This is a genomic window from Flavobacterium sp., from assembly GCF_027533505.1.
In the GTDB taxonomy this organism is placed as follows: domain Bacteria; phylum Bacteroidota; class Bacteroidia; order Flavobacteriales; family Flavobacteriaceae; genus Flavobacterium.
Genome location: NZ_JAPZUB010000003.1, coordinates 1 through 18,858, shown reverse-complemented (window position 1 = coordinate 18,858; position 18,858 = coordinate 1). Strand labels below are relative to the sequence as shown.

The window sequence follows — 18,858 nt, the reverse complement described above, 5'->3', positions numbered from 1 at the left end:
ATTATACTAAATAGAAGAAGGTAAATACGAATACCCAAACTAAGTCTACAAAGTGCCAGTATAAACCAACTTTTTCAACCATTTCATAAGTTCTTCTACGCTCGTAGGTACCCAACAACACATTGATAAAAATAATGATGTTGATGACAACTCCTGAAAATACGTGGAAACCGTGGAAACCTGTAATAAAGAAGAAGAAATCAGCAAATAACTTACTTCCGTATTCATTGCGGTGTAAGTTAGCCCCTTCAATAACTATTTTCGCCTCATTAATTCGTCTTAACGACTCTTCACGCGTCAAAATAGTTTTATGTTTAATCTTGTTTAAAGAAGGGTGAGCTCCGATAGAATGCTTAGCCGTTTCCTCCGAATAGATGACTTCTGTACGGATCAAAATATCGGGATTCTTTTTGAAGCCTTCAATTACTTCATTAACAGAATACGTAGGTAAAGAAGGTTCTGACATAAACCAGGTAGCACGACTACGCGTTAGCTGCTCACGTTCTTCTGGTAAAGTAGCTGCAAAATCAGCTAACTTAATTTGCTTTCCTTCAGCATTCACAAACTGTAAAATACTTCCTCCTTTGGTTTCAATAGCACCGTATTCTCCTTTGATGAAGTTTTTCCATTCCCAAGCTTGTGACCCTACGAAGATTAAACCTCCGATAATCGTTAAAAACATGTAAATGGCAACTTTACCTTGTTTCATTTGGTGTCCAGCATCTACAGCCAAAACCATGGTAACAGAGGAAAAAATAAGTACGAAAGTCATGAAGGCCACATAATACATCGGCATAGATACACCGTGCATAAACGGAAAGTGGGTGAACACCTCATCCGCAATTGGCCAAGTTTCGATAAATTTAAATCTTGAAAAACCGTAAGCCGCAACGAATCCTGAGAAGGTTAATGCATCGGAAAGGATGAAAAACCACATCATCATCTTTCCATAACTCGCTCCTAACGGCTCGGCGCCTCCGCCATTCCAAACATTAGCTACACCATTGTTTGTAGTAACTGTCGATCCCATAAGTACGTAATAGTTAAAAAGTTTCCAAATTTACATTTTTTTCTTATTTAAAGAAATACAAAAACAAAAATAAATAGAGCCACAAAGCATCCAAAAAGTGCCAGTATATCGCACCCAGCTCAATTCCAAGATATTGAGCAGCAGTGTACTTTTGTTTAAAATGATTATAAATAATTAGCAACAATGATAAGATGCCTCCCAACAGGTGCGCTAAGTGTACGTAAACCAAGATATAAAGGAACGCAATCGTGACCGATCCTGACTTCCCTGTAGGAAAAAGACGGTCGGCAAACAGCTCGTCAAACCCTTCAAACTGGAAGTAAACAAATCCCAGTCCTAAAACCAATGTCAACCCTAAAAATAGCGAAGTTTTACTACGCTGGTCTTGCTTAATGGTGCGTTTTGCCAAGTGAAATGTCAAACTACACAACAAAATGAGCACTGTGCTGATGGTAAAGGCCTGTGGAATTTGATAATTCGTCAACCAATCCGGGCGGGATTTACTAACCACCATGGCGCTTGTTAATCCGGCAAAAAGCATAACGATGCTGATCATTCCGAAGATCAACAACAATTTATAGGAGCGCGCTGAGCGGGCTTGTTCTTCTTGTACTGTCATATTAACGTAGAAATTTATCCGTGATGTAAATGATTTGTAATAATGTAATATACCCAACACTCACCAACATGAGTACACGAGCTGCTTTTGGGGTGCGCAAACGGTATAATTGAAACGTATAAAACAGCATCCACAACCCCAACAACACGACCAAAACCGTTGCAATGGGACTAATAAAAAGCTGCCCCGTATACCCAAATGCAGGCAATACCGAAGCTACAATCAACCAAAATGTATACAACACAATTTGCAAGGCAGTGCGGTTATCCCGCTGCCCTGTGGGCAACATAAAGAAACCGGCCTTCTTGTAATCTTCAAATAAGAACCAACCAATTGCCCAAAAGTGGGGAAATTGCCAAAAAAACTGAATTAAAAATAAGGTCCCCGCTTCAATACCAAAATGGTTTGTAGCAGCAACCCATCCCAACATAAAAGGAATTGCACCTGGAAATGCACCAACAAATACGGCCAAGGGAGTAACGGCTTTTAAGGGGGTATAGACACTGGTGTATAAAAAAATGGACACCGCGCCAAACATAGCCGACTTAGGATTAATGATATACAACAAAACCAAACCCGTGATGGTAAGGGAGCTCGCTACAAATAAGGCCGTGTTGGGTGCCATACGACCTGATGCAACGGGACGGTTTTTGGTGCGGTCCATCAAGGCATCTAAATCTTTTTCAATGACTTGATTAAACGCATTGGAAGCACCAACCATACAATACCCTCCTACCGCTAACACCAACAAAGTCATCCAATTGAACGGATGGGCCTCACTGATGCCTAGTAAATAACCTGCAATGGAAGAAAACACGACACTCACGGCTAAGCACGCTTTAGTGATTTCTTTAAAATCTCGAAACAATTTTAAAGGGTGCAACGATGTCGAATGCGTGTCCAACGATACTTTGTTTACAAATGTCAATTAAGTCGTGCAAAAGTAGTCTATCCCAAAAGAAATGACAAAAAACAAAGCATAAATATTCTTGAAGATTTTAGTAATCAAAATACCAGTTAAAGATGTCTGTACGAACACCAATCGAAAACCATGTCGTAGCCGATGACGTAACCGTATCAGTTACCGTGGCGGGATCAAAATTTCTAAAAATTAGATTGGCAAACAGCTTTAAATTGGTTGTAGGGTTGATTACATAACCCGCTTGCAAATCGGCAATAAACACCATCGTTTCGTTACCTTGTCCTACCACAACTCCAGTATCTGTAGGACGGAAGTCATTGTAACTTAAATAAATATTACCGCCGTAATTCAAGCCGTTTATATCCAAACCACGAATTCCATAATGCAACTTGGCCGAAGCATAGTAGCGTCCATGCGTATACCGCCCGATAGCAATTAACTCTTTGGTATTACCTCCCCATTGATGCCCTAAACTTTGGTTACTATTCCCGTAATTCGTTAGCACATTGCTATGTGAATAAACATAAGGACGAACAAAGTTGTATTCCAACTGCAACATTAAGTTATCTACATTGAAAGCATTGTAATATTTTAAGCCCAATTGATAGGCGTATTTATTTTTCCAACTCTGATTTTGAGCACGAATTTCACCCAAGGAAAATTCATCCAACAAAAATTGCCCGTAAGCATTTACACTATTACTCAATTTGTATTTCCCCGTGAGCCCCAAAAGCGCATTTCCACTACGAGAAGAAGATGAAAACTCAACAGCTCGGTAAAAAATAATAGGATTGACAAAATTCATGTCAAAGCCACGGTCATTTTGATTGGCCCATACTACCGATTCAAAAAAGCCAATGTTTAAGCGTCGGTTAACGTTCCAACTCAAGTAGTGACTGGCAACAAATTTCGTAGCATACGTTCCATCAACCGTTACTTCAGGACGGGTGTCTTTCATCCACATGTAAAGATTGGTATATTTTATTTTCCAAAAAGTGGTATTGATTTTGAAATAAGGATACGGACTCACCCCGTCGGTTAACAATAATGACCGGTACCCATCGCCAATAAAATTTCGGCCATGCCCCAATTGCATTTCAACAAACTTCCCAGGAGCATAATTGATATACGCCTCCGCCATGGGAAAATCAAAAGCATCGGTTTTAAATTCTTTGGCAATCCCTATCCCTGGGATGGTCGCTGGATTTCCTCCGGATGGGCGCAAAGAAATAGCATATTGATTGAAATAATCGGCAAATCGTCCTTGACTTTCAAAAATAGTGGCCGAAAAGTTGACTTCTTTACCTAACCCACCTCGAATTTGCACTCCGCGGGTATTGACAAAGGTATAATCGGTAGCGCCAGAGGTTTCGCTTCCTACCTGAAAATCAAACACGGGATTCAATGTAAACCAATAATCATCGCCTTGAATGGCAACCAAGTCATCATTCCATATTTTTTTACCCCACCATGACGATTTGGGCTTCATCAATTGTTGATGGGCTTCCCGTAAATTGTAATATTTCGACACTTCTTTGAAGGTAAAAGGTTTTGAAGTCGTATGGGCATTGGCCCCCACTTGATTCATTGCCCAATCAAAGGAAGCATAAAGTCGATTGGAAAAAGGGATCGCAAGTTTACTATCGTATTGGGGTTTGGTAAACGTTTGATACTGCATTGTATCTAAATCCATGGTACGCGTTTCCTTTTGAAATGTAGTCGGTACAGCTAGGGATTGTTGCTGTTTGGCTACTACTTTGGGCGTATCGTCTGGATTTTGCAACGGGACATCAAAACGAATGGTGTATTTCGAATAGGTAGCTTTCCCTCCATAGACCGCGGGTTGGATCACGGGTAACTTTTCAAATACACGGCGACACTCGGCAGTGATTTCGGCATCTCCTGCATCAATATACAAGGGTTTGAATTTACCCGATTGATCGACTTCAAAAACCACAATTACCGTCCCCTGATAATTGGACTTAACGTTGAACTCACGGTAAATAAACCGCTGTAATTCTTGATCAAAACAAGTTTGTGCATCAGCCTCGTTGACCGACTTACAATTCGGAAAAACAGGAGGTGTTTGTTGCAATCCTTGCGCACAAATGGTTAGCAACCCACTCCAAAAAAACACAAAAACAAGTAATCGTTTCATACTTAATATTCAGCTTCAGTCGTCCCGCCGTGCGCAATGGTTTTTGCCGCCGACGTTCCGATTCGTTTTACACCTAATTTTATCATTTCAACGGCCTCCTCATAGGTGCGCACACCTCCAGCGGCTTTAACCGGAAGTGGTGCACAATTTTCGAGCATCATCAATATTGCGGCACGTGAAGCGCCATTGGGCTTTCCTTCTTTTGTTTCATAAAAACCGGTCGAAGATTTTACAAAAACATGAGCAAAGACTTCTTCTTTAAAATGGGCTATAATAGTATTTTTTATGCACACCGACAACTGAATGATTTCAGCATCCGTCAGGGCAGCCACTTCAATAATCCATTTGACTGTTTTGTGGTGTGACCAAGCCAACTGCGTTCCGGCCACAATCTCTTTGCGCACTAAGGCCACATCTCCTGATTGGAAGGCGGTATAATTACACACAAAATCCAACTCATCGGCTCCATCTTCAATCGCCTGTTGTGCCTCTTGCAATTTGGCTTCCAAATCAGCTGTCCCCTCTGGAAATCCAATCACGGTTCCCACCAATACCGAAGATTTTGCTTGATCAATCATCGTTCGCGCCATGGACACCATATCGGGGCGAATCATCACCAACTTAAAACCCTCCTCAATGGCTTCTTGAATACAAGCTCTTACCACTTGTTCATGGTCGGCTTTGGAAAGTCCGGCCTGCTCAGGCAATTTAAGGTAGGTAGCATCTAAATAGTGTCGAATGTGCATAGCGATAACCAATAAGGGTCAAAAATACAAATTATGAAGGCAGCTTCATTGATTTCCATAAAAAAACCACTCCCGAAGAGTGGCTTACTATTTTTTTGGAGAAAAGAGCAATAATCCAACGCTAGCCCCTAGGGTATTGGCAAGCACATCCCAAAAATCCGCTGAGCGATTTTGTGTGAAAACGAATTGACAAACTTCCATCAAAATTCCATATCCTACTGCGGCAAGCCAAACCCAAAGCAGCACTCGTTTTGACTTTCTTTGCAGACAGTTCCCCCACCAAAAAACAAACCCCAAGTAGAAACAAAAGTGAACTACTTTATCCTTTTGGGGTACTGGAATACTTTGTCCAAAACTTCCTGTTGAACCCAAACTTAACCACGTTATGAGTGCGGTCCAACAAAGCGCTAGTAATAAACGATATGTTATCTTAGGCTCCAATCAACGCTTTGTAGGCATCGGCATCCATCAATTGATCCCACTCAGAGGCATCAGAAATTTTAACTTTCACCATCCAACCGGCACCATAAGGATCCGAATTTACCGTTTCTGGCGTACTCTCTAAAGCATCGTTAAATTCAATAATTTCACCCGACAATGGGAGAAATAAATCAGAAACGGTTTTTACCGCTTCAACGGTACCAAAAACTTCGTCTTTTGCGAGGGTTTGATCGAGTGTTTCAACTTCAACATAAACAATATCACCCAATTCACGTTGCGCAAAATCGGTAATGCCTACGGTGGCTACATCGCCGTCCAAAGAAACCCACTCGTGGTCTTTGGTATACTTCAAATTAGAAGGAATATTCATTCGTTTGTTGGTTTAAAAATACACGTTCAAAGGTACACTTAATTCCGATATTGAAAAATGATTTTTTGCATTTCAACTGGTTTAATTTCCGAAGTTATAACGCAACGTAAATCCAGTTCGAATATTGGTTATCGGGAATGAAGTTGAAATAACGGCTTGAGAGAATGAATGATCATAAAAGAAAATGGCCGTTAAATTTTTACTGAACGAATAATCGGCAGTAACTCGGGCTGACCATAAGTCTTGACCGCCTCCCAACTGGTTGTTATTATAATCTAAATACCGCACAATGGTTTTGTTGTTACGGTAAGAGAAGTCAATTTTCACATTTATATCACTCTTAATCACTCCGGTGGGATTATCGGCCAAACGCGAAGAGATAATCACGTCTTTGAAACGGAATCCTGTTCCAACAATATACTCAACACCTTGTTGCTCGGTCAATAAATTGTTGTCAAAACTGAACGATAAGGCGCGGTCTTTTTTCATTTCAAGCAACAACTTAAAGGAGCTTTTTGTTTCAAAATCAATGCGGAAAAGCGGACTAAATTGTTCCACCAAGTTGACATTTCCTACAATCGTTTGCTGGAAGAAATTGTTATTGGCAGGGTTTATGGCACCTTCTACATAGTCTAAATTTGAACGGAAGGCATTGATAGTATAGGATGCTTTGTAGTTGTGCTGAATCGAGAAACGTTTGAAGCGATCTTTGAAAAACTTATACCGCATTAATCCGTTGTACTTAATATTCCAACCCGGAATGGGAATGTCTCTAAAGATTCCCGTTGACACTTTATTGACATCACGCCCTGTATAGGCCGCCAAGAAAGCGGGCAATAAGACATCCTGACTGTTTTTCCCAAATCCTTGTGGGTACCCCTCTGCATCGAGCGGATAGGTAGTATTCCCATAATAATCTTCGGCCAAACGATGCGCAATTACAAAACGGTTTTCGCGGAATCGATTAAATGCTTCCGAACCAAACTCGTCACTAGGCATAAACGAGGTGGTAATCATGTTGGTCGAAATCGCAAAGTTCCCTGTATTGTAAGGCGACCTTGAATTGTAGGTCCCATCGGGACTTACATCATATTGCTCTGTATAATTCGTGGCATAAGTGCGATTGGCCGCCAAATCGATTTTAAAATCGGGGAACAAATCAATATTAGCCGTCATGTCCAACGTACGGTTGATAACCTCAGTATAATTTTGGTTAAAATCCTGGAAATTGGTCAACCAGCCGCGTTTGGCCGCTTCAAAACGCACATCGTCTTGCAACCCAAACACAAATGCCATAGAGGGCTTGGCCGAACCAAAGAATCCGAGACCCGGCGTGTATCCTGGTAAGGCTGTACTTTGATTTTCGGTGTAATTGATTTGAATATTTTTTACACTGGTTAAAATACCGATTAACCCCTCTACAAAAGGACTGCGCTCCGATTGTGGAGCTACAGCGGTGTTTGTAATTTTTTGCCCTGGTTTTGGGGGACCTGTTTGCGTGGTCTTGGTATTCTTTTTGGTCTTGGTTAACCCAATGTATTTATACAAGGCATCCATATTGAAAGCCGTATTCAACTTGTGTGATCCAGAATTTTGAATGGTATTCCCTAAATTAAACACCTCTCCATTGGCATCGGTGTACGAAGATAATGCGATGGAAGAACGTTGCCAGGTGAATGTACCGTTGTATGTATACGTTGGTTTGATAAAGGCCAGGAACGGAATTTTATTCAACGGCACTTCGTAATTGATAGTCAACTGTTGATTGTGGGTATTCGGCAATCCCGGATTCCAAAAGTCCGTCCAAAGCGTATACGTATTGTCGGGTACATTATTCTCATCCATAAAATTACGGACCAAGTTATTGCTCGTCGCATTAAAGTTCAACTTTAATGACTTGGTCAAATTGTAATTGAATCCGTACTGGTAATTGAACAAATAATTTCTTTGAAATAAGGTTTGCAACCCTACTCCTTCTACATCAACCAAGCGGAATTGCTGACGATTCAACTGACGGTTAATGTTGGTACTAAAAGAAATATTAGAAGGTAAAAAGTTGAAGTTAAAATCACTCAACAATTTCCAATAACTGCTTTTTTGGAAAGCCTTTACTTTTTTGAAAGGCTCCACGGGTTTGTTTTGAAAGGCAAACGTATAATCCACTGCGGTATTTACTTGTTGATCTTGGAAGTTTTCCAGCTCATAATTGTTGCGATCCACCTGATTGTACGAGTAGGAAACCGTCACGTTTTCGATGTCATAAAAACGTGGTTTTTGTTTTTCTCCACGGTCTTTTTTAACCCCAATAAAATTGATGCTTTTACGCTTGGTATAGTCAATCGCTCGGTTGCGGAAATTGCGTTTTTGCGCCTCATCTTGAGTGTTGTCAATCAATTGTTGCAACTCGATATCTTGGAAGAATGGATCGTATTTAGGTGTAATAATCTCTTCCCCAACAGAATAATTAAAAGGCACATTCATGTTCCATTTCTTGGGCAACAATTTCCCCAAACTCATATTGGTCACAATATTGTACTGCAATATCTCCTCACGACTACGTTCATTAGGACCTTGATCAATCGAACCAAAACCAATGGTGCTCATGCGTCCAGTCGCTGAAATATTTGCAAAGTCGGCCAAATTCGCATCCAAATTGGCTACAGCAGCCATACCGCCTTTATTGTCCATATCGGCAATACGCAACTCATTGAACCACGCCTCTCCCTTTATCCTTCTCGGATTGAGTGGGTGTTCAACAGTGTTCAGGATGTGGGTATTGTTTTTAATTCCCACCATTAAAACCCGAATCAAACCAAAATTAGGATTCCCTCGAATACCCAAACGGGCCTTATTGACTTTGCCAACCAAGGAATTGTCGAGTTCATCTTCATTTTTAAAATAAATTTCTCCAGGCGAAGTATAGATATGACTCAAGGCCAACACTTTTAATTGGGTCAACAACTTCAGCGATACGTCAATTTGGTTGGCTTCGGGCCATACCGCATCGGGATTATTAACGTTGAATTGCGATTTTTTTAACGGAAGTTCTATCTGATAAAAGTTTTCTGACGCATCGTTTCCAAAGCGAATGAAACCCACAAGCTCATTATCTTCAATTGAACTTGGCTCGTCAGGAAGCGCTTCAGCGTGCAAGAACATTTTGATTTTTTTGAACTGTCGCATGTCGACACTGACGTTTTTAAACACCCCACGAGCATCGCCAGGCTCCAAACCTAAGCCACTAGCGCGTAATGCCAACGATTGTTCATTTTGAGGAATCAAGGTGTTGTTTTGCATCAACTGTTCTAGCTGAACACCCGGAGGAGTAACGTAATTAATAGGATTACGCGAACCGTTTTCTTGAACGTTTAAGGCTTGAACCTCAAAATTGGTTCCATCATCAGTGACATCTGTATCGACAGGATCAAGAGTGTTTTCAAAACGTCGCCATTCGCCTCGAACCAAATCCAATGTCCCAAAACGAATGGTAACTGGTTGGTTAAATTTGGTCATGAAAATTCGCATGAAACGAATAGAACGGAAATCAGAAATACTTCCAATGGTATTGGCAGGTGCAGTAACGGGTATTTTAAACTGAATCCAACGGGCTTGAACTGTATTTCCGTTGGCAGCAGTTACCTGTGTTTCACGAATATCTGTAATAAAGTTGGCTCCAACATTTGAAAGCGCACTTGGACTGATATTAATTTTATACTCATAATACGCATTGATCGTATTCATGGTATTATCCCGATTGACATCTTCTACATCAGGAATAGTGGTCGAACCTCGATTGGTGTCGGTAACATCTACGGGAGAGTTGGCTTGAACGTTATTGTAATTTTTATAGCGATCCAAAACACCTCCATTGGCATTTAAATAAAAATTGTAATTGTCTGCCGCCGGATCGGGGAATGAGGCAAATCCAGGGAACTTGGCCGCCTCTTCATTATCGCTAAGCCCATCCAATCCTACGTCTTGCACATTACGGTTGGCCGTATCAGTATCAAAAGCATAAATCAAAGATTGCGAGGCCGGAATATTTCCCCAATAATTACTGGTGGTAATTTGCCCAGGCCCTAAACCATTTTCATAAAACTTACGCCCGTCTTTGAGGATATCTTCAGAAATCTCACCGAGGTTGAAATAAATCTGACCCACATTAGAAGGATCGGAAGCCGCCCCAGGATTGGTCGGATCAAAATAGGGATCCATCATCCAAAACTGGATATATTCGACATTGGTTTGTTCAAAATTGGTTGAATTCAACGCTCGCATGATTCCCCCATAATTGGTATCGGGATTAGGCAATGTTCCATCTGCTTGCGCTGCTGGATTGAAATTATAGGGACCGCGTTCTTGAGGAAAATAGGTTAAATCCAAGGTATTCACCACTTGCGATTGTCCTTGTGCGATAACCGTTTGCGGAAATAGCTCTGAACTGAAAATACGACGCGTGCTGTTGAGCGATAAATCATCTTGGGAAACACCCGAAGGACGTTGCGTGTAAAATACAGGATCAATGGTATACCATGCAATTTTGGCGCGTTTAAATCCGTAATCTATCGAATTTTGTGTTCCATTAAAATCAGGATAATCCACATTTCCGGTTGCAGGGCGTTCTGGTGTAGAGGCTATAAACCACGACAATGGGGAACGTAAATCAATATTGGTTTGTGATCCTTCAAAATCGTCTACGTACAAAGTCGATTCACCATTAAACCGGTCACCAATAGGCGCATCGGGCTTTAAGAAAGCAACTTCCCCACGGAACGACACGTTTGAAGGAACATCCGTGTCCACATTGGGCAATTTATTCACTAAACGAGTTAAGAATGGAACTTCCGAAGACAAACTCGTGTTCAACCCAAACATACTGTTGTTAACAGATTCCTGACCGTAATTGGATTTTTGGGTGAACGGACGCTCCGTCATTTTCAAAAACGTGGCGCCCACTAAGGCTTTGGGTGAAAATTTATGCTCAACATTAATCCCCATAAAGCGACGTGTTTGCTGGCCAAAGACAGAATTGTTCTCAACCGAAACTTCAATAGGTGTATTGGATGCTTGTAGGGAGGGATCTAAAATTTGAACACGTCCCGCTTGGTAATTTACGGTAAAATCGACCCCTTCAACCAAACGTCTTCCTCCCGCCGTAACGATAACCGATCCTTGCGGAACGTTGAACGCTCCGATGGGAATCCCTTCTCCTCCCGAAGATTTAAATCGACCGCGCAATTGAAATTTATTCTTTTCACTGTCTTGCAACGCTGCGGCTTGTGTACTTGTATATAAAGTTCGGAATACGTATTTCGCTTGGTTGGGGTTAAAATCTGCCAAAGAGGTTGGGTCGCCTAGATAGTTTTCCGATGACCCAGGTGCAGTTCGTAATTTTTCAAATAAATAACGTCCAAAAGGTTCGATTTTAGTAAAAATAATTCGGCCGTTTTGCTGGTCAATGGTAAGTCCGGGAACAAAATCAAAAAAACCATCCCCGCCTGTTTGTGGGTCGTTGGCAAAATTCAATTGGTCCATAGAGAAAACGCGAAGTAAAGGCGTTTCGCGAACGTCGTTGGGCAGTGGACTTGTGGGGCTAGCCTCTACGATATAATTTAAAGGCGAAGGATCTGTGTAAAGAATATTGAATTTAAAATCCTCTTTTTGCAACTGGAACCCCCCGGGAATTTGATAAATATTTTTCATCATCAAGCCCCAAATCGGCTTATCGACAAACGTTAGCGTACTTTTCAACATTTTTACGATCAACGATTGTGTCGCGGGAATTCCTCCGGTATCAACTTGCGTTGCTTCAACGCCATCGGTTCCAAACTCCCCTACTTGATATACTTGACCACCCACGGTATACTGGAAAGCAACGGCTAAAACTTCGTCATTGGCCAAGCGTTGTTGCAAAGAGATATATCCCAATTGGGGGTGAAAAGTATACTCGGAGGGATTTAATTTTCGTGCATTTTCCAACTTGGCATAATCGGTCCCTTCGTTTACTGGATTTACGTTGTTGAATCCATTGCCGGCAGTAAAAATTTCACGAATACCTTGATTAAGCAATCCGGTTGTTCCAATTAAAGCGGGATCATACCGGTTGTTGGAGTTGTCGGAAGGACTATCAATTGGGGTTAGAAAAAATCCATTGGTGATTTCAATCGGATCGACGGCCACTACTTGGTTATCATTCAGTGGCGTATTGCTATACGTGTCGGTCAATCGAGACTCCCCTAAATCTTGTAAAGCGATTACGTTTCGTTGGTTGTTGTTGGTAGTGTTGATTCGGTTTTGACGGTTGGTTACCCAAACTTCAATACGGGTAATTTGTACCCGGCTGTCAATAAAGGGATAATTTCGTAAAGCAAAATCGTAGCGATTTTTGAAATATTGCGATAAGAAGAAGTGACGATCGTTATCGTATTCTTGTGCGAAAAGTTCAAAATTCTGAATCGTCCCGCCTCCTTGTGAGGTTACGGTTCGGGTTTGCGACTTTTGCTCTGAAAACACCCCTGTTACGGTTGTTCTTCCAAATTGCAGTTGGGCACGAACCCCAAACAAACTCTGCGCTCCACGAATTAGCGTATTGTTTAAAGGCATACTAACGTTACCGACTTCAATCTTCTGAATGATATCGTCTTCGGTTGGCGTGTATTCCAACTTGATTAAATTCTGGAAATTAAAAGTAGATTGGGTGTCGTAATTGACATTTACATTTAAACGCGTTCCTACTTTTCCCATCAAACTCATACTGATGCGCTGATTGAAATCGAATGTAGTTGTGGCACGGTTCCGCGGTGAAAAAGCGGGGTTATCTTGCTTGGTATGACGCACCCCTAGATCAACTTCTACCGATCCAGTGGGCTTGATATCGATGGTGTTACTTCCAAAAAGGGTTTCAAAAAAGCTGGAATTTACGTAATACCGCGGGAGCAAGTCTTTCTTGTCTTGTTCTGTTCCTTTTCCTTCAGCAGCATTGGACTTCTTTTGAAAATAAGCCCGCATCGATTCCCGTAATACCAAGGCATCGTACTCTTTAGGGGTTAAAAACATCGGATAATTGATGTTAAACCCTTCAAAGGTTTTGGTCAAAACGTATCGATCTATGGTAGGGTCATAGGTATAGGCTTCTACAACACTTTTCGGGTCATTTAATTTAATGGCTCCGGTGTTGTATCCTTTAATGGTATCTCTCGCTTTTTCGTCGTCTTCCTCTTCTGTTGTTTGGGCCTGTGTTGAAAAGGCAAAAAACACAAAAAGAAAACAAAGTATTCGTAATAATGATTTATTCCGGCTGTTTGTTTTCAACAGTTATAGGTTTTTTAATGCTTGTTTGATTATGGTTTCTAGGTTGGCATCGGGCTGTTCTTTCATGATTTTATCCACTACTTTTTCGGCATTCTTACGAACAAAGCCCAAAACCTCCAAAGCAGATAACGCCTCATCCCGATTTGTATTGTATGAAATGGGCGAAACTTCCCCGATATCATGGATTTTTAACACTTTATCGCGCAAATCAAGGATTACCCGTTGGGCTGTTTTGGCCCCAATACCTTTGATGGATTGAATAGTTCCCACATCACCGTTGCCGATGGCTGCAATAATTTGTTTTGGATCTAATGAAGAGAGCATCGTTCGCGCAATTCCAGCACCGATTCCCGATACGGACAACAACAATTTAAACAACTCGCGCTCTGATTTTTCCATAAACCCGAACAGTTGATGCGCATCCTCTTTGATGAGCAAGTAGGTAAATAACTTCACCGACTCGGATTGCGGCAACAACGCATAGGTGTGTAACGAAATATGGATGTGATAGCCTACCCCTTGGCAATCAATCACCACTTCGGTAGGATTTTTTTCAACTAATTTTCCGTGAATATGTGCTATCATCTTAAAATCGTATGTCCAAATATAGAAAAAATTAACAATTAGGGACTTTTCTAAACAAGAACCTTACTTTTTTATCACCATATCGCGGAGCCGTTTGTGTTTTTCTTGGGCATCAACCACCGCTACAGCAGCCATATTTACCATTTCCTCTACGCTGGCCCCTAGTTGAAAAATATGTGCCGGTTTGTCCATCCCCAACATAATGGGGCCTACCGAATCAACTTTGTAAAGTTCTTTCAGTAATTTATACGTAATATTGGCCGACTCTAGATTGGGAAAAATCATGGTATTGACTTTTTTGCCTGCCAATTTTGAAAATGGGAATTTCGCTTTCAACATGTCGGGATTCAACGCAAAATCGGTTTGAATCTCCCCATCGACAATCAAATCGGGATAGTATTTATGCAAATAAGCAACCGCATCACGCACTTTTTGCGCACTTTCATGGGTAGATGAGCCGAAATTGGAAAACGAAACCATGGCAATCACGGGTTCCATTCCAAACATACGAACCGTTTTGGCGGTCATTAAAGCAATCTTGGCCAAATCATCGGCAGATGGGTCTGGATTGATGGCTGTGTCTGATAAGAACATGGGGCCCCTATTTGTCATCATCATATTGGTAGTAGCAATCAACGAAATCCCGGGCGCTTTTCCGATCAATTGCATTAAGGGGCGAACCACCGAGGGATAACTTCGAGAGTACCCCGAAACCATGGCATCAGCATCGCCTTCATTAACCATCATGGCGGCAAAATAGTTGCGTTCGCGCATCCATTTTTGTGCATCCAGCAAAGAGATGCCGCGGCGTTGACGTTCTTTCCAAAAGATTTCAGCATACCGCATACGACGCTCGTCTTCCTCTTTGGTTTTGGGATCAAAAATAGGAATGTCGGCGTCAAAACCGATTTCCTCTTTCAACTCTAGAATATCTTCTTTCCGACCCAGTAAAATAGGTTTTCCTATCCCTTCCTCATAGACAATTTGAGCCGCTTTGAGTACATCCAATTGATCGGCTTCAGCAAACACAATGCGTTTGGGGTCGGTTTTTGCGCGGTTGATGAGCAATCGCACCATTTTATTATCCGAACCCATACGTTCCATCAATTCCTCTTCATAGCGTTCCCAATCGGTAATCGGTTGTTGTGCTACTCCCGACTCCATAGCGGCTTTGGCTACGGCGGGGGCAACGCGTGAAATTAGGCGCGGGTCAAAAGGTTTCGGAATGATATAGTCGCGTCCGAATGCCAATTTTGTTTCCCCGTAGGCAATATTTACCTGCTCGGGCACTAATTCTTTGGCCAAGCAAGCCAAGGCTTTTACGGCGGCCATTTTCATGGCTTCGTTAATTTTGGTGGCGCGAACATCTAAGGCGCCACGAAAAATATACGGGAATCCCAAAACATTATTCACTTGGTTGGGATGATCCGAGCGACCCGTAGCCATAATAATATCTTTTCGGGTGGCAATCGCTACATTATAATCGATTTCAGGTACAGGGTTGGCCATCGCAAAAACGATGGGATTCTTGGCCATCGCCAATAGCATTTCAGGCGTCAAGATATTTCCTGCAGAAAGACCCAAAAACACATCCGCATTTTTGAGGGCTTGCGCCATAGTTGTTCCAGGTTTGGCGGTAGTATAGCGACGCTGTAAGTCGGATAGATCGGCGCGGTCTTTATGCAGCACCCCGTCTTTATCAAACATGATGATGTTTTCGGGTTTAACGCCCAAAAGCACATACAAATTGGCACAAGCTAAGGCGGCTGAACCTGCTCCCGAAACGACAATCTTTACTTTATTGACTTTTTTACCTGCCAATTCAAGGGCATTCAAAAGAGCGGCTGAAGATATGATGGCTGTTCCGTGTTGGTCGTCATGCATTACGGGAATGTTGAGCTCTTCCACCAAACGGCGCTCAATTTCAAACGACTCGGGGGCTTTAATATCCTCTAAGTTGATTCCTCCAAAAGTGGGGGCAATGTTTTTTACCGTTTCGATAAAAGCATCTACATCTTTAGTATCCACCTCAATGTCAAACACATCGATGTCTGCGAAAATTTTAAACAACAAGGCCTTTCCTTCCATCACGGGTTTGGAAGCCTCGGGGCCGATATCGCCCAAACCTAAGACCGCCGTTCCGTTGGAAATTACCGCTACTAAGTTCCCTTTGGACGTGTATTTATATACGTTATTAACGTCTTTGGCGATTTCCAAACAAGGTTCGGCAACCCCCGGGGAATAGGCCAGGGACAAATCTCTTTGCGTGGCGTATTTTTTGGTAGGAACAATTTTTATTTTGCCTGGAGTGGGTTTGGCATGGTATAAAAGTGCCGCACGGCGTTTACTCGATTGATTATCCATTTTTCACAATTTGCATCATGACAAAGGTAAAAGTATCCGTGGAATCGTGAAACAAATGAAGGATTTATTTAAGGAAGTCAATATTGCGTTTTAAGCCTTGGTATTGGGTTCGTTTTACTGCCGAATCGCGAAAAACTTCTTTGAAAATATCTTCTGTTATTTCTTCCCAATCCTTTTTGGAAAAAGAGAGTAAATCGGGATGCGGATTAAATTGGGGTTCTTGATGTGGCGTTGCAAAACGGTTCCAAGGACACACTTCTTGACATACATCACAACCGAAGACCCAGTCATTCCATGCGCCTTTCATGGTTTCGGGCAATTGATTTTTGAGTTCGATAGTAAAATACGAAATGCACTTGCTGCCGTCGACCACATAAGGAGCCACGATAGCTTGGGTGGGACAAGCGTCAATACAAGCGGTGCAAGTTCCACAATGATCGGTAGTGGGCGGATCATAGTCTAATTCAAGATCGACGATGAGTTCGGCTACAAAATAATAAGAACCCGTTTTTTGGGTAATAAGATTGGCGTTTTTTCCGATCCATCCTAATCCACTTTTGGCAGCCCAAGCTTTGTCCAAGACTGGAGCAGAATCGACAAAGGCACGTCCGTTAACGGCTCCGATTTCGGTTTGTATACTGTGTAAAAGCGCTTTTAGTTTGTCTTTGATGACGTAATGATAGTCTTTACCGTAGGCATATTTTGAAATCTTGTACGTATCCTCTTGTTGCGTTTCGGAGGGAAAATAATTGAGAAGCACTGAAATGACACTTTTGGCATCCTCGACAAGCAACCTAGGATCTAGACGTTTATCAAAATGGTTTTCCATATACTGCATTTCACCGTGAAAGCCTTTATGGAGCCAGCGTTCCAAACGAGGGGCTTCGGCTTCGAGAAAACCGGCTTTGGCAATACCGCAAGAGAGAAACCCAAGGCGTTTGGCTTCGGCTTTTATAAACTGACTGTAGTGTTGTTTTTGGTTGTTCATGTGCATTAGGGATTGCAGCGAAGTACCCGCCCGACGTGAGGAGGGCGCGTACTGCGGAAAGCCCGACCCCGAGAGAAAACGGGAATAGGCGCAGGGAGTTGCTTTCGGGGGAATGCCCTAAAACAATTCGCCCTGTGACGTTCCTTTAATTTTGCCCAAATGGCGATAGGCCTTTTCGGTGACTTCGCGACCCCGCGGCGTGCGAATGATGAATCCCTCTTGGATTAAAAATGGTTCGTAAACTTCTTCGATGGTTTCACCATTTTCGGAAACGGCGGTGGCCAAGGTAGAGAGACCCACAGGACCCCCTTTGAACTTATCGATAATTGTGGTGAGAATCTTATTATCCATTTCGTCCAAACCGTGCGCATCGACATGGAGCGCTTGAAGCGAATAGCGTGCGATTTCAATATCGATTTTTCCATTGCCTTTGATTTGGGCAAAATCGCGAACACGGCGTAAGAGTGCATTGGCAATACGGGGGGTTCCTCGGCTTCTTCCTGCGATTTCGATAGCCGCTTCCATAGCAATGGGTACGCCGAGAATGGTGGCACTGCGTTGCACAATAGTGGTTAAGAGTTCGGTATTATAATAATGCAAACGCGATTGAATTCCGAAACGCGCCCGCATGGGAGCTGTAAGGAGTCCGCTACGTGTGGTTGCCCCTACGAGGGTAAAAGGATTCAGATTGATTTGTACCGAGCGCGCATTGGGACCGGTTTCAATCATGATATCGATTTTAAAATCTTCCATCGCCGAATACAAATATTCTTCGACTACGGGACTGAGCCGATGAATCTCGTCGATAAAAAGCACATCGCGTTCCTCTAGATTCGTGAGCAAACCTGCAAGATCCCCAGGTTTATCGAGAACGGGGCCTGAAGTAATTTTTATTCCCACCCCCAATTCGTTGGCAAGAATATTGGCTAGGGTCGTTTTCCCCAATCCTGGAGGGCCGTGAAAAAGGGTATGATCGAGGGCTTCATCGCGAAGATTGGCGGCTTTAACGAAAACTTTTAAATTCTCGAGTACTTGCTCTTGACCCGTAAAATCGTCAAACGAAAGGGGGCGTAACTTCTTTTCGAGGTCAATTTCTTCGGGGTTGTAGCCCTTATTGGTGGGATCTAAGTTTTCGTTCATAGCACAAATATAGCTCAAGTTTGGAGGAATAAAAAAACTAGCCGTCTCACAACTTGAGTCGGTTTTTTTTTAAGTTTTTTGTTTCATAATATTGTTTGAATTTTTTTTTTTATATATTATTTTTTTTTTTTTTTTGTTTTATTTTATATAGTTGAATGAAAGTTGTTTGTGTGTTTTTGGTTTT

The 18,858-nt window shown here is 42.1% G+C and carries 12 protein-coding genes; all 12 read right to left on the bottom strand.

All coding sequences use genetic code 11. The annotated features are described in order from the left end of the window. Position 1: 1 nt before the first annotated feature. Positions 2-1,030, bottom strand: coding sequence for a cytochrome c oxidase subunit 3 (locus O9316_RS00695; protein WP_298203834.1), 1,029 nt, complete (start codon positions 1,028-1,030; stop codon positions 2-4). Positions 1,031-1,073: 43 nt separating this feature from the next. Then, a complete protein-coding gene (locus O9316_RS00690) occupies positions 1,074-1,649 on the bottom strand; it encodes a cytochrome c oxidase subunit 3 (protein ID WP_298203835.1) in 576 nt (191 codons plus the stop codon). A gap of 1 nt (position 1,650) precedes the next feature. After that, positions 1,651-2,553, bottom strand: a complete 903-nt coding sequence (cyoE, locus tag O9316_RS00685) for a heme o synthase (protein ID WP_298346869.1) — start codon at positions 2,551-2,553, stop codon at positions 1,651-1,653. A gap of 94 nt (positions 2,554-2,647) precedes the next feature. Continuing rightward, positions 2,648-4,729, bottom strand: a complete 2,082-nt coding sequence (locus O9316_RS00680; protein WP_298203837.1) for a gliding motility protein RemB — start codon at positions 4,727-4,729, stop codon at positions 2,648-2,650. 2 nt (positions 4,730-4,731) lie between these two features. After that, positions 4,732-5,475 (bottom strand): deoxyribose-phosphate aldolase, encoded by a 744-nt coding sequence (deoC, locus tag O9316_RS00675; protein ID WP_298203838.1) that lies wholly within the window; start codon positions 5,473-5,475, stop codon positions 4,732-4,734. Between the two features lie 87 nt (positions 5,476-5,562). Continuing rightward, positions 5,563-5,847 carry a VanZ family protein gene (locus tag O9316_RS13065; RefSeq protein ID WP_366941506.1) on the bottom strand — a complete coding sequence of 95 codons (285 nt, stop codon included), beginning with the start codon at positions 5,845-5,847 and terminating at the stop codon, positions 5,563-5,565. A 58-nt stretch (positions 5,848-5,905) separates the two neighbouring features. Continuing rightward, positions 5,906-6,286 carry a glycine cleavage system protein GcvH gene (gcvH, locus tag O9316_RS00670; RefSeq protein ID WP_298203839.1) on the bottom strand — a complete coding sequence of 127 codons (381 nt, stop codon included), beginning with the start codon at positions 6,284-6,286 and terminating at the stop codon, positions 5,906-5,908. 81 nt (positions 6,287-6,367) lie between these two features. Further along, a complete protein-coding gene (sprA, locus tag O9316_RS00665) occupies positions 6,368-13,543 on the bottom strand; it encodes a cell surface protein SprA (protein WP_298203844.1) in 7,176 nt (2,391 codons plus the stop codon). Positions 13,544-13,600: 57 nt separating this feature from the next. Then, positions 13,601-14,182, bottom strand: coding sequence for a Holliday junction branch migration protein RuvA (ruvA, locus tag O9316_RS00660; RefSeq protein ID WP_298203840.1), 582 nt, complete (start codon positions 14,180-14,182; stop codon positions 13,601-13,603). Between the two features lie 63 nt (positions 14,183-14,245). Further along, positions 14,246-16,546 (bottom strand): NADP-dependent malic enzyme, encoded by a 2,301-nt coding sequence (locus O9316_RS00655; protein WP_298203841.1) that lies wholly within the window; start codon positions 16,544-16,546, stop codon positions 14,246-14,248. A 64-nt stretch (positions 16,547-16,610) separates the two neighbouring features. Next, on the bottom strand, positions 16,611-17,534 hold the full coding sequence (gene queG, locus O9316_RS00650) for a tRNA epoxyqueuosine(34) reductase QueG (RefSeq protein WP_298203842.1): 924 nt from the start codon (positions 17,532-17,534) through the stop codon (positions 16,611-16,613). A 117-nt stretch (positions 17,535-17,651) separates the two neighbouring features. After that, entirely contained in the window at positions 17,652-18,674 is a 1,023-nt protein-coding gene (gene ruvB / locus O9316_RS00645; RefSeq protein WP_298203843.1) for a Holliday junction branch migration DNA helicase RuvB, read from the bottom strand. Between the last annotated feature and the right edge of the window lie 184 nt (positions 18,675-18,858).

Excerpts from the sequence above, each read along its gene's own strand:
- queG (WP_298203842.1), bottom strand. The coding sequence starts at position 17,534 with ATGAACAACCAAAAACAACACTACAGTCAGTTTATAAAAGCCGAAGCC.
- O9316_RS00695 (WP_298203834.1), bottom strand. The coding sequence starts at position 1,030 with ATGGGATCGACAGTTACTACAAACAATGGTGTAGCTAATGTTTGGAAT.
- O9316_RS00680 (WP_298203837.1), bottom strand. The coding sequence starts at position 4,729 with ATGAAACGATTACTTGTTTTTGTGTTTTTTTGGAGTGGGTTGCTAACC.
- ruvA (WP_298203840.1), bottom strand. The coding sequence starts at position 14,182 with ATGATAGCACATATTCACGGAAAATTAGTTGAAAAAAATCCTACCGAA.
- O9316_RS00690 (WP_298203835.1), bottom strand. The coding sequence starts at position 1,649 with ATGACAGTACAAGAAGAACAAGCCCGCTCAGCGCGCTCCTATAAATTG.
- deoC (WP_298203838.1), bottom strand. The coding sequence starts at position 5,475 with ATGCACATTCGACACTATTTAGATGCTACCTACCTTAAATTGCCTGAG.
- ruvB (WP_298203843.1), bottom strand. The coding sequence starts at position 18,674 with ATGAACGAAAACTTAGATCCCACCAATAAGGGCTACAACCCCGAAGAA.
- gcvH (WP_298203839.1), bottom strand. The coding sequence starts at position 6,286 with ATGAATATTCCTTCTAATTTGAAGTATACCAAAGACCACGAGTGGGTT.
- O9316_RS00655 (WP_298203841.1), bottom strand. The coding sequence starts at position 16,546 with ATGGATAATCAATCGAGTAAACGCCGTGCGGCACTTTTATACCATGCC.